The following is a 25,336-nucleotide window of genomic DNA, read 5'->3' on the forward strand; positions in this document are numbered from 1 at the left end:
CCTCTAAAAAGGAGAATCAGTATTTGTGAAAAAGCTAGGGATTGCAACTATTATCATTACTAGTATTTTTATTTTAATGGGATGTTCCTCAAAACAAAATGCTACAGCAAGTTTAAAGGTAACTGAAGAAAATAAATCCTATCTAGAAGAATATGATAAGTCCTTACAAGTATATTTTGATCAAATGACATCAATTTTTAAGTCCTTTAATAATTCATTAGATGGCTTATATACTGAACAATACAGCCGTGAACAATTCGCAAAATCTATGAAAGACAATATAGAAATATCAAATACACTAGTTTCTGATGTTGAAAGTTTAGATGTAGAGCCCGAATTATTTGAGAACCATCAAAATCTTATTGCGCTAATTAATCGCTCTCACGGACTTTTGTTAACTGCTATTGATATGGCCAACACTGAAGAAAATGAAATTGATAAAAACTATCTAAGAACTGAGTACCAAGAAATTAAAACGAATCAAGCATCTATCAATAATGAATGGAAAATACTAAGAAAGAGTCTTGAAACCTCAGACGGAGAGACACCTCAATAATCATGAATAAAAAATCTGCCGCTTTAATATCAATAATGGCCATTTTAGGTGTTTCTTTGTTTATCTATCTAGATATCAATTCAGACAAACAAAGGATTGAGTTAGACGCTACTAAAGAAGAGGTACTGAAGGAAATAAAAGATTCAAAAGAATACACTGAGAAAACAATTCAATTAGCGGAAGGTAACGACCAAGACATTGGTTATTTCCATCCAGAACATGCTGAGCATGAAGGAAAAGAAGATCCCAAAAAAGATGCCATAAAATATTTTATTGCTGGGCTTCTTAGCAACAATACCGACATCTTTTTATCTAGTTTTTATGTAGAGTCTATCTCTCAAGATTTATTTAAGAGTAAAAATCCCGATAAGGATGCCGTTACTAAAGAAATAATGGATAAAATTTCTCGCAATGGTACTCTAAAAGAGATTTTGTATAAAGTAAATAAAGGGTTCTTAAATACAGATAGCAACACAATCTCACTAACCATTAAATACGACGATCAAAAAGAAGCCACGGTGAATTTTGATCTTTTAACTTTATCAGACTCTCACCATGAGGATGAAATAGGCACTTACGTAATAACTACTTCTGCTTGGGATATCATTAAACAGATAGAAGCCAGCCTCCAATAACAGGAGAGCTGGCTTTTAAATTACATTGGCTTTATCACATTTTTAGCTGTGTTCCAGGAGCCAAAATGTTTATGGAAGGTGGTACTTCTAGGCAAGTTGTTCTCAGAAGCATATATATCCCACTTTGCCATGCTTGATGTTAAAAATATATCCTTATGCTTAAGTGCTATGCGTATTAGATCATCTTTTGATAAATTAATCTTTTTTTCCTTGTTAAGAATTTTTGTAATTTCCTCGTAATCAAAAAATTTCTTTATAGTCTTGTAAGTCGGAAGTTTATTCTCTTTTGCATAAACATCCCATTGTGTACGATTTTGGAAATTGGGAGCATGGTTTTTGAGTATATCTTTAATGTCTTTCTTTGTATATGTCGGTTTTCTTTCCCGTTTATTCCCAACATATTTCCTTACTTCACTCCATGTTCCAAAACTCTTTATAAGCGTCTTAGAAGAGGGTAAAGAATGTTCCCTTGCGTATAGATCCCACACAGATTGGGTCCTAACATGATTCTTATGCTTTTTGACTATTGTTCGTATCTCGCTTGGAGTATATGATGTATTTGTTACCGGAAGCCCTAGCTTACGTTTTAATTCATTCCATGACCCATAATTAGCGATCAACTTATTTGAATCTGGTAAACCAACACTTTTTGCATATGAGTTCCAATGTGCAGCAGTTGTTATTTCCGATTTGTGTTGTTCTAATTGATTTATTAATTCCTCGTTATCCATACATTGCCTCTCTATTGTACTCTTCCTTCAGATTGTAACATCATCCTTACTATCTCTTCATTGGAAGCATTGAAATTTGCTATTTCATGGACTGCTTCATTGAATCTTTCTTTATTTGGAGTAATAGAAATGGTTTTTTCTAAATTATCCTTTTTTTGAAAGTATGTTGACTGTATTTCATCAATGTATTTTCTATATTCATCCCGGTAACTAAATTGCTGAGATTTCGCTTTAATATCCTTATGGCTATTATCAGAGTGATAGAAAGTAATCCGATCAATTGGGACTGGCTGAATACCTTTACCTGGGTAAATCTCTTCTGGCTTAATATCTATCTGAAATGGCCCAATACCAAATTCTGAGCCATTGCACCGTTTCATAATGGATTTTATTCCCCATAGGCCAGCACTGAAATTCTCAGTATTTAAATAATATGGTTTTGGAAAAACAAAAAATACTTCGTTTTCCTCCGTTACCCCTAATAAGAATAAATGGTCTCCCTTAGTAGGAATTCGGTTCAAATACCTTATTGCCTCATCTTCAGTAATTTCATTACAGTTCTCCTTTATGATATCAATTGGAGTACTATTAGCTTCTTTATATTTTCTCATTCGTTCTCTTTTTCGTTCTTCCCGGACTTCTTTCGGAGTGAATATAGTCTCGAAAAGTATCCAGACAAGATAAAACGGTAAGGCAATAATACTGATAAGAAGACCCAATATTAAAATACCGATATCACTAGAGCCAACCATTGATACAATAATTCCTAATACTAATAATATAAACCCGAGTACTACAAACAAAATGCAGATTCTAAATACAACCATAAAGATGCTGAATCCAGTCATATAAGATTCACCTTCATATATGAGACCCCATTGATCGAGAAAACTTATCAAACCGATTGCTTCAAAAATAGGGACGATATGATCCCATTGATAAGCAGCAAGTAAAACAATTCCTATAAAAACTAAACCAGCTAAACCTGTTTGTTTTCCCCTGTTATATTGCAATGCTGCATTAGCCGCACTAAGCAAAGTGTTCATCCTATTCACCGCCAGTAAATAATATAAAATAAATTCATTTTAAATTACACCGTTTTATAGTGTTTATTATATTACCTTATTATGGTAGGGTCAAGGAAATTCAGACTTCGAAACCTCCAATATGGTTACTTTACAAGCATTTGGATAACTTGCCACCAATTATATAAGGATACTATCGAAGGTATCTGTTAATGTTGAAATGAGGTGGTATGGATGTTTGTTTCACCAATGTTATTGCATAAATTTAATCCTCCATTCGATGAGCTTCCATTTGATGAAAATGAATATATCTCCGAATTAAAAATAGATGGGATTAGGTTACTTCTATCTAAATGGGATAACGTTATAAAACTATATACTCGACATGGAAATGAAATAACAGGGAAGTTTCCTGAGCTCCTGAATATAGACATCCCAAATGGAACGATTCTGGATGGAGAAGTAGTTGTGCCTGGTCCTGGAGGTAAACCTGATTTCGAGGAAACAATTAGCAGATTTCAAGCGGGGAGAAATGGAATACAACCCATACAGTATTGTGTATTCGATATTATCTATCTTGAGGAGAAAAGAATTACACATTTACCTCTGCTCAAGAGAAAAGAACTATTAAAATCATTAATCAAACCTTCTCAATATATAGCACCGGTCGAATGGACAACCGGAAATGCGGAAGCATATTTTAATTTAACCAAAGAGCATGGACTAGAAGGGATTGTTATAAAAAAAGCAGACTCCTTATATAAAATTAAAAATAGGTCTCATAATTGGCTTAAAGTCATCAATTACTCTTTCGCTGATGTTTACATTACAGGATTGAGGAAAAACGAATTTGGGCTTCTTCTAACCTTGAAAGAGGGGAACAAAATGAGACCTGTTGGATTAATGGAGTTCATGGTTCCTGCAGCGAGGAAAAAGTTTTATCAAGAGTACCGTAATTATGTAGTTGATGAAAACAAGGACTTTATTTTCCTAGAACCAAAAATAAAGGCAAAGGTAAAATATCGTAACCTGACAAAAGAAAATAAATTACGTATCCCTTCCTTTGTAGAATTTATCTCATAATGAAAATAGTTAAGTTTTGAAGTGCATATCAAATAAATGACAATAAAAATGGCTTGCTAACTATAAATAGTTTTGGCAAGCCATTTTTAAGTTTATAGAGTTCTTCGCGTCACAAATCCCTTGTTAACTAGTATTGTGAACAAAGATTTAGCAACGATTTAGTCAGTTGTTAAGATACTAATATGAAAACGACATGCTTCCAAATACACCTGTGATCCATGAAGTGGCTGGTCCTGATAACGTGTATCTTCCTGAAAAGACGTAGCCTGCAGGACTTACAAAAACAGGTGCTGAAGCTAAAATGTATTTTCCAGGACCATTTGGCCTTTCACCAGAATTAAAATAGTTATAGTAAGTAGTTAATGTCATAAGGCAACCGGAACATTGATACAAATTCCCAATCCATGTACTTCCATTGGTTAGAGTATGCTTTCCAGTCCCGCGAGCCTTCATTTGATGTTTTGTGCCTGTCTCTGGACAGGGAACGTATAAGACTCCAAAATCCCCATCTTGCTTTTTCTTACTCTTACTAGTATCAGAGAAGCTTTCGTACGCATGATTGTGATGTTCTATATGATGGTTATGATTATCTGTATGATTTGTAGAGGCACTAGTTGGAGAAGAAATAGATATTAATAGTAGAAGCGAGAATACCAAACTAATAAACTTTTTCAAATAGAACACTCCCCTTTAATTGATTTGCCCTTAGAAAACCACTATTTTTGATTTCCTTACCCCATAAATTACCAAACACCTCCTGTTCATAAGAAATTCTATCTTTAATAGAAACACCCTTTTTTTGGAAAATAAAATAAGATAAACAACCCATAAACTTATTAATTATGCTTTTCTTAATGACCTATTGTCATAGCTTAAAAGGCCCTGTTTTTTTAATAGGTACATATTTTTTATACTCGTGATTCTTCAATAAACATGAATTACTTTTTCTAATCCAAGTAACAAAGCAGATTAGATAATCAAAGAAATTATTATTTTAAAGCTCTCTATATGATAGAATGAGGAACAAATGTAAAATTTAGGGTATTAAATGAGGTTAGTTGATGGGAAATGAACAAAAAGATGGTAAAGGTATACTCCTAACAATTGGGTGGTTATCTGTCATCTTATTAACTTTTAACTTAATGCCGCCTATGCTATTGTTTTTCCCTATATACATAGGAGTTGTAATAAGGCGAGATTACCAGAGGAGTAAGCAAGGGTCAGCAATGATTTATTTAGGAATTATAGGCGGAATCATTGGTTGGCTTTTAGGATGGTACGTCAGTAATAACTTAATGTAGGTATAGCACTCACGTCACTAAATTATCCAAATTGAAGTGTAATAATTTGAATGATGTAAAACCTTCAATAATACAAAGACTGCGAGCAAATATGCAGCATTAATTACTGCATTGGCTTGTTTATACAGTGTAGTTGTAAGTTGGGGAGAGAATTGGTTTTTTACTGTTTTTTTTGGATTAGGAGTTTTAGTATGTGGTTTGATGAGTTATTTCGATATAAAAAGACATTAAAGGAAAGTCATTAAGGAGCCTTCTTTCAATGTAAAGGGCACAAACGGGGTAAGTTAGCACAAGAGGGAAATGAAAGTGGTGACAATTTGCTTAAAAAAAGCATTAGATATCCGTTAATATTTTTTGTAGTATCAATTGTTTGGCAGTATATTGTTAATAAAGAAGTTAAGTGGGTTGATAATATAGGGATATCTTTTATGATATTCTTATTTATTCTTTTATATAATTGGTCAAGTAAACCTTATAAATGGAAGAAAGACAGAAGTAAATGAGTACTACTATATCAATTTTTACTAACACTTGAAGTGATCGTGAAAGGATAAACGCTTTTATTCTTGAATTCCTTATTAAGCTAAAGGGATAGTTTAGCTTAGCTTAATAAGGAATAATAAGCATTAAGTAACAAATAAAAATATTATGAGGTATCGGTAGTGACTAATACTGAAAAAATACAAAAATTCTTAAAAAGTACAAGTGATATTTATTGTGATGATTGCCTGTCTGAGGTTTTAAATATTCAACCAAGGCAGCAGGTTAATCAGATTTGTAATAAATTTAAGAAACAAGGCGAAATCAAAAGAGAAGTTAAGCAATGTAGTTATTGTTCTAAGGATAAATTGGTCAACTTTATATAGTTTTGGTTATCACTTTCTTATTGAACAAATGGGGCAGTAGAGTTTAAAAAGGGGGATTATTAAGTTTGGCTAAATTGGCAATAATTGCGTTACTTACTTTTGCTGTTATTGCAGTAGTTAAGCTTTGTTTGAGAAAGACACTTAATATCGAGAAAGAGAAAAAGGAATTTTTTTCTTATAATCACATAAACAAAATACATCGAAAAATTGATTGGAGTTTAAGAATTTCTTCTATTATTACCAATTTAATTTTCCTTTATTTAGTGCTTTTCCAAAGCTTTTCTATTGAACTTTGGGTATTTGCATTAGTCATTTTTGTTGTATTAGATTATGGGATAAGGGCAATTTTTGAGTGGAAGTATTCACAGAACCCCAAACAATTTATTCTGACTATTAGTGAAATGTTTTTATTGGTAATTTTCATAGTAATAGTCTTTCAATTAGATTTACTTGGTATATTAGCATAAAAATTTTAGTTTTTTTTTATTCTAAACGGGTGCAAGAGTTGAAAATCTAATGAGATCGGCAGCTCTTTTTTTATTCGACTAACGGGGCAGCTATGAAAATCTAAGAAATCAGGAGTAATCGGGTGTGTACGTTTCTTTTATTGAGAGAGGTTAGTTAAAGAAGCAGTTTCAAAAGTACAGGCATCCCTTTTATTATTATAAAACACAATACAAACAGTTAATGTCAAACTGATCTGTTCATAAACTAAGAGTCCAAAAGTAAACAGATATGCTTCCATAGGCAGAAAATTTGTTACCTAAATAATCAGAATAAAAAAAGCTATGGAGGTACAAGGAGAGTTTAAAAAATGATATTTTAAAAGATATTATGAAGGACAGGTAGGATGCACTTGTATTTTAATAACAATAAAAAAGCCTTCTTTCTATATAAGAGAAAAGAAGGCTCTTAATTACAGTATACCTTCATTATAACTTTCCAGGCTGTGATTGGCAGCTCTAAAAACGCAATTTAAAAAGGTCCCCAATTCATCCATACGCCGATTACAAGGAAAATTGATCCCAGGATGATCCAAATCATAAGTAATGGAAAAATGAACCGAATCCATTTTATCCACGATACACCTGCAATTGCTAAATTTGCCATCAATATCCCAGATGTAGGTGTTATTACATTTGTAAAGCCATCTCCCATTTTGTATGCTTGTACTGCAACTTGTCTGGGAATTTCCATAATATCTGCCAATGGTGTCATAATTGGCATAACTATAACGGCCTGGCCACTTCCAGAAGAAACTAAGATATTAAATAATAAGTTGGCAATAAACATTACCAACGCACCCATAACACTAGTAAAAGGTGTCATCAGATTTGCCATACCCTGAACAATTGTATCTAAAATCTTCCCATCTTCTAACACCACTACAATGGAACGAGCCATTCCAATAATCATTGCTCCATACACTAATCCCTTAGCACCCTTAAAGAATTCTACAATAAGTTTATTTGGTGATATCTTTGCAATGATTGCAGTTCCCACTGCAATTATTAAAAATATTGCAGCCATCTCATTTAAAGACCAATTGTATTGAAAAACCCCAAATACATAGATTCCGATTCCGATTACAAGCCAGAACAACACAAGTTTATGTACACCAGTGAGAACAACTTGTTTATTTAACTGATTTTTCTCTTCGATTTTCGGAAAAGGGGTATTGCCCAATACACTTTTAGCAGGATCATTTTTTATCTTACTTGCATAATAAGCAATGTAGGCAATGGTTGTAATTAGTATTGTGATATAAATGACAATTCGGTAGCCGATACCAGAAAACAAAGGCAACTGGGCAATTTGCTGTGCAGTACCTGTTGTTAGCGGGTCAAGGAAAGCGGTATTAAATCCTGCGTATGCTCCAAGATATATAATTGATACACCCACTATAGCATCCATCTTCATTGAACGTGCCAGAATGATACCTATAGGTATAAATGCTATTACCGCATTAACGATAATCCCTAGTGCTCCAAAAATTGAAAAGAGAATACACACAACTGTTATCAAAAGTAATTCTTTATTTTTAGTTTTTTCTATCGTTTTTAAAATCATTGCATCAATTGCACCAGTTGATTCGATAACTGCAAACGATCCTCCAATGATTAATACTAGGAAAATCAAAGGAGCGGAACTAATCATCCCTTCTTGAATGGCAAGAAATATGTCTAGAAGACTTGCAGGTGAGGAAGCTATCTGCTGATAGCTATCTGGTACTACCATTGTTATACCTTCTATTTCTTCTCTAGAGAACTCACCAGCTGGTATAAGATAAGTCAAAACCGCCATAAGGGCTAAAATACCAAATAAAATAACATAGGCATCAGGTATACCCCATTTTAACCCTTTCTTTTCTTTTGCTTTCTCCATTGTAAACACCTCCGTTTGAATTTTCTTAATATTCATTGACTTTTATTATAATAAAGCATAAACTTTATTTTAACAACAATAAATTAAATACTTTATTCTGGAGTTGAAACATGTCTTATATTGAAAAAACAAACAAACACTATAATTCCTTAACGAAAGGATTAAAAAAAGTAGCTGAATCATTACTCTCCAATCCAGTTTTATTTGCCACTCACCCAGCTAAAAAAGTAGCTTCTTTAATTGATGTAAGCGAGACAATGGTTATCCGCTTTTGTAAAGCTATTGGCTACATTGGCTTTGCAGAATTACAAAAAGATGTCCAATACAGATTGTTAACGATTCAGCCGCCAGGTAAAGAGGTTTCTCCCGATACATCTGATTCATTTGAAAATGTAATGAGTATTGATGAAGGCATTATCAATCAGGTTGCTAAAAATATTGACTGGGATATTGCTAGAAATATTGTTGATCAGATTGTTGGTTCTCGTTCAGTAAAAATAGTGGGGTATTACCAATCTTTTGCTTATGCACATTGGTTTTCATACGTTCTAAATAGTCTTTTGGATAACACCACTTTATATCGCCCTGAAACTGATGTTGGTATCACTAAAGATGGTAATGAACATACGGTCTTAATTTTTTCCTATTATCGATATGCTTTGGAATCAATTAGATTAGCAAAAGAGGCAAAATCAAATGGGAATAATATTATCGTCATAACGGATTCACAGATCTCACCAATTGTGGAATATGGAGATCTTGTTTTAACTATAAACACATCACAAAAGTCCCTATTGGAAAAAGGGCCTGTAACCTTTTCTGTTTTAAACGCACTTCTGCTCCATATAGCCCAAAAGGTTGGAAAGCTCGATTTTGTGAACCCCACTAATCGATACTATATTCAATGAAAGGTGATAAAAATGGTAGCTTATCTAAAAGAGAAGATCGATGAAACATTTGATTATTTACATTCCCACCCAGAACTAAGCTGGAAAGAAACTAATACTACAGAATATATTAAAAAGCGTTTGGAACAGGCAGGATGTTCAGTTGAAACGTTTGAGGATTGTACAGGAGTAATAGGGGATTATGGAGATTTCTCAGGAGATGTGCCAATTGTTGCAATTCGTGCAGACATGGATGCACTCTGGCAAGAGGTCAACGGTGAATTACAGGCTAATCATTCATGCGGACATGATGCCCATATGACTATGGTTTTGGGCGTTCTCTGGAAAATACAAGAGCTAGAGGGTCTTAAAGACAAGGTCGGTGTAAGGTTTATTTTCCAGCCTGCAGAAGAAGTTGGTGCAGGAGCACTAAAGCTAGTAGATAAAGGAATCGTTGATAATGTCGATTATCTATATGGAATTCATCTAAGACCAGTCCAAGAAACACCAGATGGCTATGTTACTCCCGCTATTATGCATGGTGCCACAGGTTCTATGGAATTTGAAATCAGAGGAGATGATGCACATGGTGCTCGTCCTCACTTAACTCATAATGCAATTGAAATTGGAAACTCTATTCTAAATTCCTTTAATACAATTCACCTAGATCCAAATGTGGCTCACACAATAAAAGCTACTCGATTCATTTCAGGAGGAAAAAATACGAATATCATACCTGGCAGTGCTTCTTTGGCTATTGATTTACGCGCGCAGACAAATGAAATTATGGAAAAATTAAGACAGAGAGTGCTTGAAATTTTACAATCCTCCAGTGAGCTTTTTAATACAGATATCGTTTTAACGAATGATTATGGAATTGCGGCAGCTGAAGTCAGCAATGAAGCATTAGAAATGGCTGAGCAAGCAATTGTTAATTGTTTAGGTAAAGAAAAGTTGGCGGCCCCCCTGATTACACCTGGTGGAGATGATTTTCATTTTTATACGATTAAAAAGCCACATTTAAAAGCAACTATGGTTGGGCTAGGATGCGACCTAAAACCTGGCCTGCACCATCCGAATATGACTTTTAATAGAGATTCCTTACTCAATGGAATAAATATTTTATCTGAAATTATCATTCTACATAGTAAAAAGGGGTGTTGATATGAAAGGAATTTATATAAAAGAGGTGGTACTGCATCATACTAGGGTATCTTTGAAAGCCCCTTTTACTACAAGTTTTGGCACTATCCAAACTAAGGATGTTTGTATCGTTGAAGCAATTGACGAATCTGGTATCTCAGGCTGGGGAGAAACGGTTACCAGCAATGAACCATATTATAATGAGGAAACAACTTATACCGCAGTTTATATGTTAAAAGATTTCCTTATTCCTAAAGTTATTCAAAAAAAAATCTCCCATCCTAAAGAAGTCCATAAAATGCTCTCTTTTGTACGCAGAAACCAAATAGCAAAAGCTGCCCTTGAAACGGCCATGTGGGATGTTTTTGCTAAAAAAAATGGAAGTTCATTATCAGAGGTTCTTGGAGGAGAAAAGAAAAAGATAGCTGTTGGAAAAAGCATTGGTATTCAAGAAACACCTGACCAATTAGTTGAAAAGGTAGGGATGTATGTTAAGGAAGGATTTAAAAAAATAAAAGTAAAAATTGCCCCAGGAGCTGACATTGAATATATTGATGCTGTTCGCAAGAAATATCCCGATGTCCCCCTTATGGCTGATGCTAATTCCGCTTATACCTTAGAGCATATTGAACACCTCAAAAAGTTGGACAAATATAACCTCATGATGATTGAACAGCCTTTGGCCCATGATGATATTATTGATCATGCTATTTTGCAGAAAAACATCTCTACACCAATCTGCCTTGATGAAAGTATTCATAGTTTTGAAGATGCACGAAAGGCAATTGAACTTGGCAGCTGCAAGATCATAAATATTAAAATCGGCCGTGTTGGAGGGCTCCAAGAATCTATTAGAATCCATGATTTATGTGAAGAGCATAATATCCCTGTATGGTGCGGAGGAATGCTAGAAACTGGAATAGCAAGAGCACATAATATTCATATGACAGCACTATCTAATTTCACAATGCCTGGTGATACAGCCCCTTCTTCTCATTATTGGGAAGATGATATAGTAAAGCCCGAAATCACAATGGAAAATGGATACATCCAGGTTCCAGAAGGATTGGGAATAGGTTATGAGATTGATCGAGGGAAATTGAAGAGAATATTGACTCATTCTGAAAGAATCTATTCAACTGAATCTACTCATCCAACCCTAGGATAGTTTAAACAAAGATATTTTTTAGAGGAGCAATTCTTATATAGCCAGGTGTTACAAGGGTATAACATCCTTCATAAAATTAGAAGAATTGATTAAACCAACCTTTATTAATACAATAAGGTGCCTATGTTCAAAATCAGCTGCCTAATCAGGTGGCTTTTTCTATTTTGACAAACGGGGCAGGTTAGTCGAAGAAGGATAATTCTTAAAAAAGAAGAACGAATAAGTAATATGGTATTTATATTTGATAAATCAAAAAGGTCGTCAAGGACGGTCTTTTTTAATGATAATAAAATTTTTGTAACCTTTTCCATATCTCAAACGATTAATTAGCGAATACGTAATTGGGGGGATAATTTTGGCTGATAACGATTACGAAAACAGAGTTGTTGAAATCTATCGGCAATACTATTTGGATGTCTATCGGTTTCTTATTTGTTTTACAGGAAATCAAAATGATGCTGAGGATTTAACCCAAGAAGTGTTTATTCGCGTTCTGAATAATTTTAAAAATTTCCATTCTGGAAGCAGCAGTGTAAAGACTTGGATTTTTTCGATAGCTAAGCATATTGCAATTGATCATTTTCGCAAGAAAAGATTTAGTGCAATCTTTACGGATGGGTTTTTTAAGCAGTTAGCTTCAACCGAAAAAGAGCCCAACGATTTAGTTGAACAAAATGAGATTAAAAAAATGGTTCATACAGCTATCTCAGGATTAAAACCTAGTTTTAGGGCTGTTGTAATCCTGAGGGCTATAAATGAATTTTCAATAAAAGAAACAGCTGAGGTTCTTAATTGCAGCGAATCCAAGGTAAAAGTAGATTATCATAGGGCATTAAAAATTCTTAAATGTAAGCTAGATATAGGTGCAGAGGAGGTAATCGAAAATGCAAACTGATAAGGCTCTTATTAACCAAATTAAGGAAACCTATTCAATGGAACCGAGACCGGATTTTGTTTTAAATACTGAATTAGAACTTAGAAAAGCTGCAAGGAAAATGAAAAGAAAAAGAACTTTTAAATTGATTTCACTTACATCAAGTGGGTTCATCCTGAGCTTCCTTGCTATCTTATGGATTTTTTCATTTAATGGTAAAGAAACCATTGAAAATACACTTTCTTCATTTGTTGAAAACAATCCATTATCGGTAGTTAAGAACTCCGAACCTTTAGTTTATATTTATCATTCACATAATCAAGAATCATTTATCTCAGAAACGAAGACGAAGGATCCCAACAACGAACCTTACCATCCCACAAGGAATATCTCATTAGTGGGAAATAGATTTAGTCAGGCATTAAAGGAAAGAAATATCAGTTCAGTACACGATACTAGTGATACTATGGGAATTCTTCAGGACAGAGGGCTTTCCTATGATCAATCATATTCTGTTTCAAGAGAATCTTTAGAAGAAAGCCTGAAAAATAACCCTACCATTGAAATGATATTTGATATACACCGGGACTCAAATGAAAAGAATGGGACTACGGCCAAAATAAATGGGGAAGATTTTGCAAGAATCGCATTTGTCGTTTTTCGGTCAAATGTTAAGGACGAGGACAGTTTAAAATTTGCACAACACCTTCATAAGATAGTTGAAGGAAAATATCCTGGTTTATCCAGAGGGGTATTGGTTAAAACAGATCCGAATACTCAAAACACCTACAACCAGGACCTAAAAAATCAATCAGTTTTATTGGAAATTGGTGGAGTTGAAAATACATTGGAAGAAGAATATAGAACAGCGGATGCGCTTGCGGAGGTTGTTGAGGAATTACTTAAGTATCAGAAATAATGCCAGATCCTTGTGATTAAATAGTGGGATTGCTGTTGCAATCCTATTTTTATACTCTAAAAAGGAGCTTTTCCCTATTGTGCTAAACCAGCTAATAGTTTGTCAATATTTTTCATTAAAATATCGAAATTCATCGTGATATACTAAAAAAGGGTATACTAAATAACCTTCATATTCTCTGAACTGGAAGGTTTTTCGTTATTTAGTTAGATGTTGCTACTATGCTATATCTTGGAAAGTTGTTCTGTCTCTTAATAAGGCAAATATCCAGTGTAAGAGCTTATTTACACAAGCAATTACAGCTACTTTAAATGGTTTTCCTTCCTCGCGTTTCTTATCATAGAACTCTCGTAATTTCTTATTTCGAGGAATGATTTCATCGCTTGTTTTGCTCTTGCGACAGTCACGTATCGCACAACGAACAGCCATATATAAGGCGTGGCGAAGCCTGCTGGAACCTCTTTTAGTGATTCGGTTTTTTGTGGCGGTAAACTTGCCTGATTCAAAAACACTAGGATCTACTCCAGCGAAAGCCACGAGCTTTTTAGGATCAGTAAATCGATCTATCTCCCCAATTTCAGAAATGATCGTGGCAGCGATCTTTTCACCGATACCAGGGATAGATTTGATAATATTATATTCTTCAACTTCTTTAGCGAGGGCATCTATCTCTGATTCCAATGTGGATAGGTGCTCTTTATATTGAAGAATAATATTAATATACATACCTAAGCTTAAGAAATGACTCTGATAGACTGTCTTTTCAAAGGGATTGCGAGTTGCCGCCTCTTTTAGTTGTAAGGCTTTTTCGTTGGCCCATCTGATTGAGCGACTTTTACATAATTCCTTAATTCTATTTGAGAGTGTTTCATCACTAGCTTCTAATATGTCTTCAGAGGACGGAAACTCCTTTAAGGTTAAGAGTGATACTACAGAATATAAATCACCGAACACTCCCCGATATTCAGGGAATACTTGATCTAGAATAGCCTGGAACTGAAGCTTTGTCTGAATCATCACTCCTGTAATATTCTCGTGTTGTCTTGTAAGGTTACGAAGATTTAAAAGCTGAACCCCTCGCTTTTTATAAGGTTCTAACTCCTCCTTGTAAAACAACTCGCAGAGGTGGTAAGCATCGACGGCATCTGTCTTTACTTTCCTTAAACTTGAACTTTTCGCCTTGTAGGAAATCAAAGGGTTAATAATAATTAATAAATATCCACGTTCCTCTAAATATTGGACTACTGCTGTTTGATAGTGTCCAGTAGCTTCAAGAATAACTGGAGGTTTTAAACCTGTTTCTTTTTGTACTACCTCTAAAAACTCTACAAGTAAAGCAAGACCCTGAATAGTATGTGCTACTTTAAAGCTCTTTCGGAATGGTTTACCTTTATCGACAAAAGCTTGAACCTGACTTTCCCCCTTAGAAATATCCAGACCAACGACTGGATTCACCAAAATCATCTCCTAATCTTTAATTTTGCCGGTACCCCTTATTCTCCTTGCAGTATCACAGCTTCGCTTGTTATACGAGATCTATGTCCCAACCAGCCTCAATCATGTTTCAACAAGTAGGGGGCAAACTGTTTAGCTGACGGGATCCAGGTCCCACGGGCAGTTACGTTTTACCCCGGCTACCGTTATAATAAGACCATATAAAAAATGGTCAACCAGAAATATTTTCATATCTGGATGACCTTATAATACGAAAGGGGCAGGTTTGTTGAATAAAGAGATATAATTATTACTACGTATTATATATAAGCGGGAGACGCAATGGAAAAACCAGTTTTTATTGAGGAATATACTTCTGATTGGGTAAAACAGTTTCAAGAGGAACGAGAAATTCTTAAATGGATAATAGGTGAAAAGGTTATTGCTATTGAGCACATTGGAAGTACATCTGTTGAAGGGTTAGGTGCTAAACCTATTTTAGATATTGCTATCGGAGTAAATGATTTAGAAGTGGTTAGTGAATTCATTGAGCCTTTAAAACAAATAGGATATGAATTTGTTTATCATAAAGAATTTCCTGAAAGACGCTTCTTTAGAAAGGGACAATGGAGAGCAGGCACACATCATTTGCATTTCTATAAGTTTCAAGGAGAACACTGGAACAATCAAATTTTGTTCAGAAATTATTTAAGAAATAATCCTGGTGTTTCCAAAGAATATCACCAATTAAAGGTTGATTTGGCAGAAAAGTTTCAATTTGACAGAGTTTCTTATACTGAGAATAAAGCTCCATTTATACAAAACGTATTACAAAAAGCCAAAAAAGAAGAACAGGCATAAATATTTATTGTGCTAACGGGTGCAAGAGTTAAAGATGAGGATCGCTGGAGCGATCTTTTTTCTTGTTTAACAAACGGGGCAGGTTTGTTAAGTAAGATATTTCCATGATAATACAAATTTTACTAAAAGAAGTTCTAAAAGCTTGTCCAAAACCCATATTAATTATGTATATAAATATGGGAGGTATTTATGAGACCAGTAACTATAATTATCATTTCATTTCTAATTTTCGTTCTTTGTGTCCCATCTCTAATCGTAATAGCTTTTGGTACTGATGCAACAAATACAAAAATTATATCATCTGAGCTTCCTCAAACTACAAATTCAGATACCTTACCAAAAAACAAACCAGCAAACAATTCAAAAAGCAGCAATAAAGACATTACTGTTTCAGTATTTAGAATGAATAATAAAGAAACTGAAAAAGTGAATTTAGAAGAATATTTAAAAGGAGTATTAGCATCAGAGATGCCCGCAAATTACGAAATGGAGGCATTAAAAGCACAAGCTATTAGTGCAAGAACATATATTATGAAGTTTTTAATGTCTGAAAATAAAGGGGACTTACCGCAAGGGGCTGATATTTCTGATTCCACACTACAACAAGTTTATAAAAATCAAGATGAATTGAAAGAAATGTGGAAGGATGATAATTATGAAAAGAATATAAAAAAAATCACTCGGGCTGTTAAAGAAACTCAAGGATTGGTAATGAGTTACAATGGTGAACTTATTGATGCTTCTTTTTTTGCTATAAGCAATGGGTATACGGAGAATTCCGAGGACTATTGGACAACATCACTTCCGTATTTAAGAAGTGTCCCGAGTCCTTGGGACACAAAAGCTCCTGATTTTGTTAAAACGAAAACATTTCCTGTTAAAGAAATCGAATCTAGGCTTGGAGTTAAAATATCAAATGAAATTAATGTTGAAAGAACGTCCAGTGATAGAGTGTCCATAATTATAATTAGTGGAAAGAAACTAACCGGAGCGGAATTTAGGGAAGCTTTAGGTTTGAGATCGACGGATTTTAGTTTAAAACTTAACGGAAGTGATGTCCAAGTAACTACAAGAGGCTATGGACACGGGGTTGGTATGAGCCAGTATGGGGCTAATAGTATGGCAAGTGAGGGGAAGAATTTTAAGGAAATATTAGGATATTATTATAAAGGAATTAAAATTGAGGATATAAAATCGAACCAAGGTTACAATAAGCTGGTCGTAAGAAATGGAAACTAATATCAAACTAAGCTGTCGTTGTGGCAGCTTTTTTATTGAACAAACGGAGAAGGAGGTTAAAGTAAAATAGAGAATAATATAAGATATTCCTTTCCTTTTGTAAGAAAGGAGAATACCTTTAAAAAAGAACAAGGAGTGGTTTGTTGAAAATAAGAACAAATAAACCCTATGTTTACTTCTTCTTCGAGCCAAATATAGTAATTGCACGTGAAATACCAAATAAACCATATAAAAATTTAGAGGAATTTTGCTTGTGTCCTGGGTTTCATTATACATATGAACTTGAAGATAACGAGGATTTTGAATCCTTCAACCATAATAAGAATAAACATTTAGAAGGAAAAGGTTATATAACAGACCAGGAATCAACTTTCAGTATGTTTAAAGTAATGAATGAACACTCATAAGATAAATTAGACCTTATTTAGCTTAAGCCTTAAAAGGTGATTTAGTTATAGAACTAAAGTGAAAAAGCTAAAAAATCTAGGCTGTCATTAGGGCAGCTTTTTCTTGTTCAACAAAAGGGGCAGGTTGGTTGAACATTAAATTGGTTCATTAATTTTGCTTGAAACAAATCGCGAAACAACCTGCTTTCGAGATACGGGTTATTGTCGTTGAGGATAATATTATTTGAAATTGCGAAATCTAACTGTAAAAATTTATGGGAGTGAGCATCATGAAGAAATTGATTGTTCTCTTTACAATTCTATTAATGTGTGCGACAGGTAACTCGGTAAATGCTAAAAAACCTCAAGAATCTAAGGAAATTAAACCTTATGCAGAAGATTGGTATGTCACACCAGAAGACATTATAAGAGATATTGTATTTCCATCTATTGATAAAAGAGTGATGCAAGAGTATCCAGGTAATGATGCTGCTACCTTTGGTTGGCAGTCACAAAGGATTGTTGGTATTGTTTATAACAATAATCATTCTTATGATATTTCCATAAGTATTCACGTTCCTGACGAAAGAAATGCACCTGGCAACTATGCACATGACTTGGTTAAAGTAAGAGTATCTCCATCCTGCGATAGCCCCAAAATTGGATGTAGTCATGGTTTCAAAGTGGAATTATTAGATTATGAGCATTTAAATAAGGAAGAAGTGGAATAGGGTGTTGACTTTATTGGTAGCACTAAACTTATATTCGACCATGTTCAACTTATTAAAATAAAGGCTGCAAAAGGCAGCCTTTTTCTTATTGGACTAAACCAGCTAATAGTTTGTCAATATTTTTCATTAAAATATCGAAATTCATCGTGATATACTAAAAAAGGGTATACTAAATAACCTTCATATTCTCTGAACTGGAAGGTTTTTCGTTATTTAGTTAGATGTTGCTACTATGCTATATCTTGGAAAGTTGTTCTGTCTCTTAATAAGGCAAATATCCAGTGTAAGAGCTTATTTACACAAGCAATTACAGCTACTTTAAATGGTTTTCCTTCCTCGCGTTTCTTATCATAGAACTCTCGTAATTTCTTATTTCGAGGAATGATTTCATCGCTTGTTTTGCTCTTGCGACAGTCACGTATCGCACAACGAACAGCCATATATAAGGCGTGGCGAAGCCTGCTGGAACCTCTTTTAGTGATTCGGTTTTTTGTGGCGGTAAACTTGCCTGATTCAAAAACACTAGGATCTACTCCAGCGAAAGCCACGAGCTTTTTAGGATCAGTAAATCGATCTATCTCCCCAATTTCAGAAATGATCGTGGCAGCGATCTTTTCACCGATACCAGGGATAGATTTGATAATATTATATTCTTCAACTTCTTTAGCGAGGGCATCTATCTCTGATTCCAATGTGGATAGGTGCTCTTTATATTGAAGAATAATATTAATATACATACCTAAGCTTAAGAAATGACTCTGATAGACTGTCTTTTCAAAGGGATTGCGAGTTGCCGCCTCTTTTAGTTGTAAGGCTTTTTCGTTGGCCCATCTGATTGAGCGACTTTTACATAATTCCTTAATTCTATTTGAGAGTGTTTCATCACTAGCTTCTAATATGTCTTCAGAGGACGGAAACTCCTTTAAGGTTAAGAGTGATACTACAGAATATAAATCACCGAACACTCCCCGATATTCAGGGAATACTTGATCTAGAATAGCCTGGAACTGAAGCTTTGTCTGAATCATCACTCCTGTAATATTCTCGTGTTGTCTTGTAAGGTTACGAAGATTTAAAAGCTGAACCCCTCGCTTTTTATAAGGTTCTAACTCCTCCTTGTAAAACAACTCGCAGAGGTGGTAAGCATCGACGGCATCTGTCTTTACTTTCCTTAAACTTGAACTTTTCGCCTTGTAGGAAATCAAAGGGTTAATAATAATTAATAAATATCCACGTTCCTCTAAATATTGGACTACTGCTGTTTGATAGTGTCCAGTAGCTTCAAGAATAACTGGAGGTTTTAAACCTGTTTCTTTTTGTACTACCTCTAAAAACTCTACAAGTAAAGCAAGACCCTGAATAGTATGTGCTACTTTAAAGCTCTTTCGGAATGGTTTACCTTTATCGACAAAAGCTTGAACCTGACTTTCCCCCTTAGAAATATCCAGACCAACGACTGGATTCACCAAAATCATCTCCTAATCTTTAATTTTGCCGGTACCCCTTATTCTCCTTGCAGTATCACAGCTTCGCTTGTTATACGAGATCTATGTCCCAACCAGCCTCAATCATGTTTCAACAAGTAGGGGGCAAACTGTTTAGCTGACGGGATCCAGGTCCCACGGGCAGTTACGTTTTACCCCGGCTACCGTTATAATAAGACCATATAAAAAATGGTCAACCAGAAATATTTTCATATCTGGATGACCTTATAATACGAAAGGGGCAGGTTAGCTTAAGAAGGGATACTTGTATATTTGTTGAATAAGTAAATTAAGAGGAAATTTGAATCCAGGAGTGGATGAAAAATGTCTGATAAAAAACCTATTAATGATGCAATGGAACATATGAGTAACATTGAGGGTTATCCAACAGATGTAGATTTAAAGAAATTGCCTAAACTGTTAAGGTATTTTGGATATTTCTTTATTTGCTTTTTTTCTATATCAATACTTTTCATAATTATAGCTAAGTTAATTTTGTAGTAATAAATGTTCTACCATTGGGCTGCTTTCAGGCGGCTTTTTTTAATTGAACAAACGGGGCAGTTTTATGGAAAAAGGACTTATCATTCCTAGAGTCCTATTTATTTATTATAATACCTTGCATTATATAGTATTTTATTTTATCTTTAGATAAGGGGGTGGGCAAATTTGGAAGTTAATAAAGAAGTGCTAAAGGGTCATATTGATACGTTAATACTGTCTTTACTACATACTAGAGATTTGTACGGATATGAGTTAGCAAAACTGGTTCGAGAAAAAAGCGAAGACCAATTTGAAATAAAGGAAGGGACACTTTATTTATCTCTAAAGCGTTTAGAAAAAAATAAATGGATTGAATCTTACTGGGGCGATGAACAAGGACCAGGAGGAAGAAGAAAATACTACAAACTTACACCACAGGGTGAAGAAGGTTTTGAAAAAAAGCGTTTGGAATGGCAGTTTGTAAAAAAAATTATTGATTCGTTTTTAGAAGGGGGAGAACAAGCATGAAACAAATAGAATCGTATGTTGATGAAGTTTATCATAATGTTGGTGGGAATAAGAAAGACATTGAAGATTTAAAAGCAGAAATGAAAAATCATTTGTTAGAAGCAGTTCACGAATTGAAATCAGAGGGAAAATCAGAACAAGAAGCTATTGAAATAGCAATTAACCGTTTTGGCGGAGAAAATGAAATGCGTTCTGTTATAGGGCAATTATTTAAAGCACAAAAAGTATTTGCAAAATGGGTGCTTTATCTAGCTTTAATATGCCTTATTACTACTGTTACCCCATTTGGAGTTATATGGTCATTAGAAGAACAAAATGCACGCGAAAATTCCATTGTTGCGACTAAAATTTTTGATGTGTTGGATGGAAAAAGAGCCATTTCAAAAGATATGGAAGAAGAAATAAAAGGGCTCGTTCAAGGAACAGACCAAATTTCACAAATCGAAATTTATAATGTAAGTAATGTTGATAATAACAATTTGGTATTTGATTATGTAAGAGATACAAAGCCAGATTACCGATATGAACAAAAAGTGTGGAATCCTGAATGGCTTCAAGCCGATTTCTTTCCTTATGGAAACGGCGATGGTAAACGGTGGTACGTTGAAATGGAAACGAGACATATTGGTAGTTTAATGTCTATAATTTTGTTCTCAGGGATGGCAGTTTATATAACTTTGTTCACTATTTGGGCAACCGTTAATGCTTATCATCATAAACGATTAAATATTGGTTGGGTTATCGTGTTTACTTTATTAAATATTGTCGGTTATTTGCTTTATTTTTTAGTAGGGAAAAGAAAAGTGCCAGCTTAGATCTGTGATACAAAAACAGGAATGATAGGTATTCCTGTTTTTTCAACTAGCGGGCAGGTTAATGGAAAAAGGAAAAATATTGGTAATTACAGAAGTTTTATAGTAATAAAAATATAGTGAGGTGTGAAATGGAAATTAGGATAGCAACAGTGAATGATATTAAGGAAATAACTATATTGATGGAACACCTTGGATATCCCACAACAATCGAAAAAATGAAAAAACGATTTAGCAATATTGAATCTAGTCCAGACTACCATACTTTGTTAGCATTATATGATGCTAAAGTAGTTGGAATGATAGGACTTGTAAAAGGGTATTATTATGAATTAGATGGCTTATATGTTCGTATTGTAGCCCTTGTGGTAGACTCAAATCACCGTAATAAAGGGATAGGTAAACAGCTATTAAACGAGGCAGAAATTTGGGCAAAAAAAATTGGAGCAACGGGAATAGGGCTAAATAGTGGGAACCGACCAGAGAGAATTAATGCTCATAAATTCTATAAAAATAGTGGCTATATAGAAAAAAGTGTTGGATTTGCAAAAAGGCTTATCTAAAATACCCACTGTAAAGTTTGTGAATAATTGTACTTAAACAAACAGGTGCTATTGTTTAATAAGCTATATTAATAAAGGGGCTGGGACAAAAGCATTTCGACCAAAGAAAAAAACGAACTATTATTCGAAATTCTGATTTAGAGTTTCGTAATAGTTCGTTTTTTTTATTTTTATTACTTTTTAAAATAGAAATCATTCGGCTTTAACAACGGACAATTTAGTTCTGTCCCAGCCTCTTTTATTTAAATCTTATTAATGATATCAGAGTCTTTCCAAGAATGAGCAGCGTTATTTTTACGTAGCATTTTTCTTTGTAAATAAATCTGGGTCGTCTTGATGTCGGAATGGCCAAGACTTTCCTTTATGGTCAACAAATCTGCGCCCTGGTCAGCACTAATAAGAGCAAAACCATGTCTGAAGCTATGAGGCGTAATAGGATTTTTACGCATTTTAATAAAGTCCAAATCAGCTTTGTTTATTTTTGTGATTAAATAATTCGACAGATATTTATATCCATAGGCCTTTCCCTTAGAAGTAGTAAACAAAGGGGAGCTATCGGAAGGATCGAGTTTAAAGTCTAACCTTCTTCTTTTACGAAACCCCTCTATTGCCTTTAAAACATTTGGGTGAATTAAAACTTGCCGCTCCTTTTGTCCCTTTCCCATGACTGTAAGCCAGTATTCTCCATCTAAATACGCTAGATCACTAACTTTCGCATTACAGAGCTCCTGTATACGGAGCCCGGTTGTGGCCAATACTGATATCAATCCGTAAAGGATAGGATGAGTTCTGAAGTAATTGACTAAGCTAATTACCTCCACAGAACTCATCTCTTTATTTGGTCTATCAAAGGATCGAACATTGCTGCTTAACATTTTTTGATGAAGCGGCACCTTAATGTATTTATTTTCGTACAGGAACTTTAAGAACCCTCTAATTACCACTGTTTTTCGGCTTAAGGTAGCTACAGAATATTGCTTACCACCCTTCCCAAGGGGATCTTCCTTCAACCACTCCTGGTATTTCCTCATATTCCGTGATGTTAGATTCTTCAATAACCGATACTCTTGCACATCTGTAATTTCAACTTCTAGCAATTCTGCTTGTTCCAGCAGCTGCTGATAGACCAGAAGAAGATCCCTAAGATATTCCCGCTTTGTATTTTCTGTTCGATTTTTCTTCTCATTTAAATCCTTTTTTTGGTGTACGTAAAAATATATCATCTCGATATCGTTAAAGAGTGAAAAGTTAGCTTCACCGTCTTTATCTATAATATCGCTCATTTTTTTATGTAAGGAATTATCTAGAAGGTATGTTACCAAAGAAGAAATTGTTTGAGCTTTATTTATTAAATCAGGAGTTATTAATTTATTAATTTGTTCAGTATAAACTAATTCACTAGATTTCATATTTTATTTTACCTCCTTTTAGATGAAATATATTTATTAACAATTTTATTTAAAACTATTAATTTTATTTAGATTTTATTATAAAAAACTTCTTATATAAGGAGTTATTAAGTAATTATCTTACATTTATTATAATACAGATTACGAGAAAAATAGGTTATTTGTCTATACATAATAATCACTAATATTTTTATATTTATTTATTGTTTTAATACATATAACATAAATAACTAGACAATAAGTATTGAGTTTGATATATTTGTTTGAAGGAAAGGTTTTCCATCAACCAAGGCTTAGGTTTAACTGGAGACTTTCCTAACACACTAAAAAATTTTAAGAAGGGCTGATTAGGATGAAAAAACATTAACATTCCACCTTCCAGCAATTTCGGTTGAAATTAATGGAAGTGAGGGGCAAACTCAGGAGGATCTTAGATAGTTAGGCGAAAAAGCGGTATTAAACAACTAACAAAAGATTTTCCTCGATACCAATGGTGAATGACAGACGGAACAGTGATTAAGGATGAAGATGTGGTATGTGGACGTCCCGTAAAATTGAAAGCTTCCGGAGAAGTAGGTGTTATCTATGAAGTAAAACCAGGAACTAAATATCCTGTAAGAATCCTAATAAAAGGGGAAAAAGAAATCCAGTGTACCCAGGCGTCGGTTGAAAAAGTGTCCAAAAAAGCAAGCATTGACAAATTAATAAAAGGACGTCAAGAATGGGAGAAATAAACAGGGGAATGGCTCGGTGTCCGAACCGGTTATTTTGTTAACGGGAAAGATATTATTCCTGTGGTACTTAATGCCGCGAGGTAGGGGCAAAATGAAAGCTTGTAAAATCGATCACGAATCGAAGGGAAGTTACTATAATCTTACAGCTTCTAGTATTCTGAGACTATTTGACAAAAAAACAGAAGCCGAAAATTATACATCTATGTTACAAAATCGATAGTTTATAAGTTTTAAGAGACGGGTGACATTTAAGTTCTTAATAACTGTGGTGTAAATTGCCTACGTAACTCTTATATATAAAACCCGATAATAAGAACGCCTTGTTAATTCATCAGAGGACTTTCGGATGGTAAGGAAGGACGCTTATGAAAGAAGAATTGGAATTCATTGATAAACAGGTACGAGAGGGGAAAGTTAATATAAAAGTAACAACTTATTATCTTTCTGATATTAAAGCAGGTCTCAGAATAGAGGTACGGAAACTATCAACAAAAAGAAAATCAACCGCAGAGATTGAATTAGTTTGGGGAGACGATAACATAATTTTAAAAAAGTCCCTAAAAAAAGTAGTTCTAGAAAATCCAAAAACCAAAGAGGTAAACGCTATCATTGATGATTTTATAGAATATAGCAAGAAAAAAAGATTGCTAAAAAACGGGAATATATAATACTTAAAGGCAAGTATATTGGCAGTGATAAGTTGTTATTCCTTAGGTAAAGAAAATACATATTTGCTATTTCCTAATGGGCCAAATCATTATTATGTATCTAGATTTAATAACCCCAATGCATATTTTGGATGTTTCTACTGTGACTGGTTTCATCTCCTTGAAGAAGAGGACCATGCTTCTGAGCCCCCGGCACGAATATAGATCTTGAACAGGGTAAGATTTATAAAGCTAAATTGTTTTGGAGAAGAGCAGAGTATAGTAATATCCTGCTTTCTCACTATTATCTATTGCCCAGAATACTTATGTAAACGCTAGAATAAAGTTGACAGTTTTCGCTTGATTAGATTTTACACTTTTGCTCTATCACCCTAAAACTTTAGTAAAATAGTTTGTGATGTTATTTTACTGGAGGTTAGGATTTTGGAGGA

General features: G+C 34.1%; 27 protein-coding genes. 20 read left to right on the forward strand and 7 right to left on the reverse strand.

The features are described from left to right. The first annotated feature begins 25 nt into the window (after nucleotides 1-25). Together M3205_RS04790 and M3205_RS04795 are read left to right on the forward strand one after the other, a co-directional pair. Nucleotides 26-556: a hypothetical protein gene (locus tag M3205_RS04790; RefSeq protein ID WP_019380456.1), complete on the forward strand. Its 531-nt coding sequence runs from the start codon at nucleotides 26-28 to the stop codon at nucleotides 554-556. Nucleotides 557-591: 35 nt separating this feature from the next. Further along, nucleotides 592-1,191 carry a hypothetical protein gene (locus M3205_RS04795; protein ID WP_251168873.1) on the forward strand — a complete coding sequence of 200 codons (600 nt, stop codon included), beginning with the start codon at nucleotides 592-594 and terminating at the stop codon, nucleotides 1,189-1,191. A 20-nt stretch (nucleotides 1,192-1,211) separates the two neighbouring features. Here the strand turns inward: M3205_RS04795 and M3205_RS04800 are convergent, their stop codons facing one another. Both M3205_RS04800 and M3205_RS04805 read right to left on the reverse strand, forming a co-directional pair. Then, nucleotides 1,212-1,922: a hypothetical protein gene (locus M3205_RS04800; RefSeq protein WP_009336140.1), complete on the reverse strand. Its 711-nt coding sequence runs from the start codon at nucleotides 1,920-1,922 to the stop codon at nucleotides 1,212-1,214. Between the two features lie 11 nt (nucleotides 1,923-1,933). Then, the gene (locus tag M3205_RS04805) at nucleotides 1,934-2,968 is read right to left on the reverse strand and encodes a hypothetical protein (RefSeq protein WP_251168874.1); all 1,035 of its coding nucleotides are present in this window, start codon (nucleotides 2,966-2,968) and stop codon (nucleotides 1,934-1,936) included. Between the two features lie 213 nt (nucleotides 2,969-3,181). Between M3205_RS04805 and M3205_RS04810 the strand changes: the two genes are divergently transcribed. Further along, nucleotides 3,182-4,030 (forward strand): ATP-dependent DNA ligase, encoded by an 849-nt coding sequence (locus M3205_RS04810; protein WP_251168875.1) that lies wholly within the window; start codon nucleotides 3,182-3,184, stop codon nucleotides 4,028-4,030. 177 nt (nucleotides 4,031-4,207) lie between these two features. Here the strand turns inward: M3205_RS04810 and M3205_RS04815 are convergent, their stop codons facing one another. After that, complete coding sequence (locus tag M3205_RS04815; protein ID WP_251168876.1) at nucleotides 4,208-4,705, reverse strand: hypothetical protein; 498 nt, start codon at nucleotides 4,703-4,705, stop codon at nucleotides 4,208-4,210. Nucleotides 4,706-5,091: 386 nt separating this feature from the next. Between M3205_RS04815 and M3205_RS04820 the strand changes: the two genes are divergently transcribed. The 3 genes from M3205_RS04820 to M3205_RS04830 all read left to right on the forward strand — a co-directional run bounded on the left by M3205_RS04820 (nucleotide 5,092) and on the right by M3205_RS04830 (nucleotide 6,664). Beyond that, nucleotides 5,092-5,331, forward strand: a complete 240-nt coding sequence (locus M3205_RS04820) for a hypothetical protein (protein ID WP_251168877.1) — start codon at nucleotides 5,092-5,094, stop codon at nucleotides 5,329-5,331. Nucleotides 5,332-5,993: 662 nt separating this feature from the next. Further along, a complete protein-coding gene (locus M3205_RS04825; protein WP_251168878.1) occupies nucleotides 5,994-6,197 on the forward strand; it encodes a hypothetical protein in 204 nt (67 codons plus the stop codon). Nucleotides 6,198-6,262: 65 nt separating this feature from the next. Further along, on the forward strand, nucleotides 6,263-6,664 hold the full coding sequence (locus M3205_RS04830; RefSeq protein ID WP_251168879.1) for a DUF4181 domain-containing protein: 402 nt from the start codon (nucleotides 6,263-6,265) through the stop codon (nucleotides 6,662-6,664). Nucleotides 6,665-7,172: 508 nt separating this feature from the next. Here M3205_RS04830 and M3205_RS04835 read toward each other — a convergent pair. Further along, a complete protein-coding gene (locus M3205_RS04835; protein ID WP_251168880.1) occupies nucleotides 7,173-8,582 on the reverse strand; it encodes a YfcC family protein in 1,410 nt (469 codons plus the stop codon). Nucleotides 8,583-8,692: 110 nt separating this feature from the next. On the opposite strand from M3205_RS04835, the gene M3205_RS04840 reads away from it, so the two are divergent. From M3205_RS04840 to M3205_RS04860, 5 genes are all read left to right on the forward strand, one after another. Further along, nucleotides 8,693-9,490: a MurR/RpiR family transcriptional regulator gene (locus tag M3205_RS04840; RefSeq protein ID WP_251168881.1), complete on the forward strand. Its 798-nt coding sequence runs from the start codon at nucleotides 8,693-8,695 to the stop codon at nucleotides 9,488-9,490. A gap of 12 nt (nucleotides 9,491-9,502) precedes the next feature. After that, a complete protein-coding gene (locus tag M3205_RS04845) occupies nucleotides 9,503-10,633 on the forward strand; it encodes a M20 peptidase aminoacylase family protein (protein WP_251168882.1) in 1,131 nt (376 codons plus the stop codon). Between the two features lies 1 nt (nucleotide 10,634). Next, complete coding sequence (gene menC / locus M3205_RS04850; RefSeq protein ID WP_019380267.1) at nucleotides 10,635-11,780, forward strand: o-succinylbenzoate synthase; 1,146 nt, start codon at nucleotides 10,635-10,637, stop codon at nucleotides 11,778-11,780. Nucleotides 11,781-12,135: 355 nt separating this feature from the next. Next, on the forward strand, nucleotides 12,136-12,675 hold the full coding sequence (locus M3205_RS04855; protein WP_285886117.1) for an RNA polymerase sigma factor: 540 nt from the start codon (nucleotides 12,136-12,138) through the stop codon (nucleotides 12,673-12,675). After that, nucleotides 12,665-13,573, forward strand: a complete 909-nt coding sequence (locus M3205_RS04860) for a stage II sporulation protein P (protein ID WP_251168883.1) — start codon at nucleotides 12,665-12,667, stop codon at nucleotides 13,571-13,573. Before M3205_RS04855 ends, M3205_RS04860 begins: the two co-directional genes overlap by 11 nt. 219 nt (nucleotides 13,574-13,792) lie before the next feature. Here the strand turns inward: M3205_RS04860 and M3205_RS04865 are convergent, their stop codons facing one another. Beyond that, nucleotides 13,793-15,028, reverse strand: a complete 1,236-nt coding sequence (locus M3205_RS04865; RefSeq protein ID WP_159871969.1) for an IS110 family RNA-guided transposase — start codon at nucleotides 15,026-15,028, stop codon at nucleotides 13,793-13,795. A gap of 321 nt (nucleotides 15,029-15,349) precedes the next feature. Between M3205_RS04865 and M3205_RS04870 the strand changes: the two genes are divergently transcribed. The 4 genes from M3205_RS04870 (at nucleotide 15,350) to M3205_RS04885 (ending at nucleotide 18,224) form a co-directional block, all read left to right on the forward strand. Then, complete coding sequence (locus M3205_RS04870) at nucleotides 15,350-15,868, forward strand: GrpB family protein (protein WP_251168884.1); 519 nt, start codon at nucleotides 15,350-15,352, stop codon at nucleotides 15,866-15,868. Between the two features lie 189 nt (nucleotides 15,869-16,057). Next, the gene (gene spoIID, locus M3205_RS04875; protein ID WP_251168885.1) at nucleotides 16,058-17,107 is read left to right on the forward strand and encodes a stage II sporulation protein D; all 1,050 of its coding nucleotides are present in this window, start codon (nucleotides 16,058-16,060) and stop codon (nucleotides 17,105-17,107) included. Nucleotides 17,108-17,250: 143 nt separating this feature from the next. Continuing rightward, nucleotides 17,251-17,514 carry a hypothetical protein gene (locus M3205_RS04880; protein WP_019381051.1) on the forward strand — a complete coding sequence of 88 codons (264 nt, stop codon included), beginning with the start codon at nucleotides 17,251-17,253 and terminating at the stop codon, nucleotides 17,512-17,514. A 269-nt stretch (nucleotides 17,515-17,783) separates the two neighbouring features. Further along, a complete protein-coding gene (locus M3205_RS04885) occupies nucleotides 17,784-18,224 on the forward strand; it encodes a hypothetical protein (RefSeq protein WP_019381050.1) in 441 nt (146 codons plus the stop codon). A 230-nt stretch (nucleotides 18,225-18,454) separates the two neighbouring features. On the opposite strand, the gene M3205_RS04890 is transcribed toward M3205_RS04885, so the two are convergent. After that, nucleotides 18,455-19,690 (reverse strand): IS110 family RNA-guided transposase, encoded by a 1,236-nt coding sequence (locus M3205_RS04890; RefSeq protein WP_159871969.1) that lies wholly within the window; start codon nucleotides 19,688-19,690, stop codon nucleotides 18,455-18,457. Nucleotides 19,691-20,377: 687 nt separating this feature from the next. On the opposite strand from M3205_RS04890, the gene M3205_RS04895 reads away from it, so the two are divergent. The 3 genes from M3205_RS04895 to M3205_RS04905 all read left to right on the forward strand — a co-directional run bounded on the left by M3205_RS04895 (nucleotide 20,378) and on the right by M3205_RS04905 (nucleotide 22,094). After that, nucleotides 20,378-20,719, forward strand: coding sequence for a PadR family transcriptional regulator (locus tag M3205_RS04895; RefSeq protein ID WP_095244168.1), 342 nt, complete (start codon nucleotides 20,378-20,380; stop codon nucleotides 20,717-20,719). Next, a complete protein-coding gene (locus tag M3205_RS04900) occupies nucleotides 20,716-21,534 on the forward strand; it encodes a permease prefix domain 1-containing protein (protein ID WP_095244169.1) in 819 nt (272 codons plus the stop codon). Before M3205_RS04895 ends, M3205_RS04900 begins: the two co-directional genes overlap by 4 nt. 128 nt (nucleotides 21,535-21,662) lie before the next feature. Then, on the forward strand, nucleotides 21,663-22,094 hold the full coding sequence (locus tag M3205_RS04905; protein WP_179288997.1) for a GNAT family N-acetyltransferase: 432 nt from the start codon (nucleotides 21,663-21,665) through the stop codon (nucleotides 22,092-22,094). A 242-nt stretch (nucleotides 22,095-22,336) separates the two neighbouring features. Here M3205_RS04905 and M3205_RS04910 read toward each other — a convergent pair whose 3' ends face one another. After that, complete coding sequence (locus tag M3205_RS04910; RefSeq protein WP_251168886.1) at nucleotides 22,337-23,503, reverse strand: tyrosine-type recombinase/integrase; 1,167 nt, start codon at nucleotides 23,501-23,503, stop codon at nucleotides 22,337-22,339. Nucleotides 23,504-24,000: 497 nt separating this feature from the next. Between M3205_RS04910 and M3205_RS04915 the strand changes: the two genes are divergently transcribed. Together M3205_RS04915 and M3205_RS04920 are read left to right on the forward strand one after the other, a co-directional pair. Next, complete coding sequence (locus tag M3205_RS04915) at nucleotides 24,001-24,237, forward strand: hypothetical protein (protein ID WP_251168887.1); 237 nt, start codon at nucleotides 24,001-24,003, stop codon at nucleotides 24,235-24,237. A 365-nt stretch (nucleotides 24,238-24,602) separates the two neighbouring features. Beyond that, entirely contained in the window at nucleotides 24,603-24,905 is a 303-nt protein-coding gene (locus M3205_RS04920; protein WP_251168888.1) for a hypothetical protein, read from the forward strand. The last annotated feature ends 431 nt before the right edge of the window (nucleotides 24,906-25,336 follow it).

Origin of the sequence: Cytobacillus firmus (assembly GCF_023715565.1) — a bacterium.
Classification (GTDB): Bacteria; Bacillota; Bacilli; order Bacillales; family Cytobacillaceae; genus Cytobacillus; species Cytobacillus firmus_C.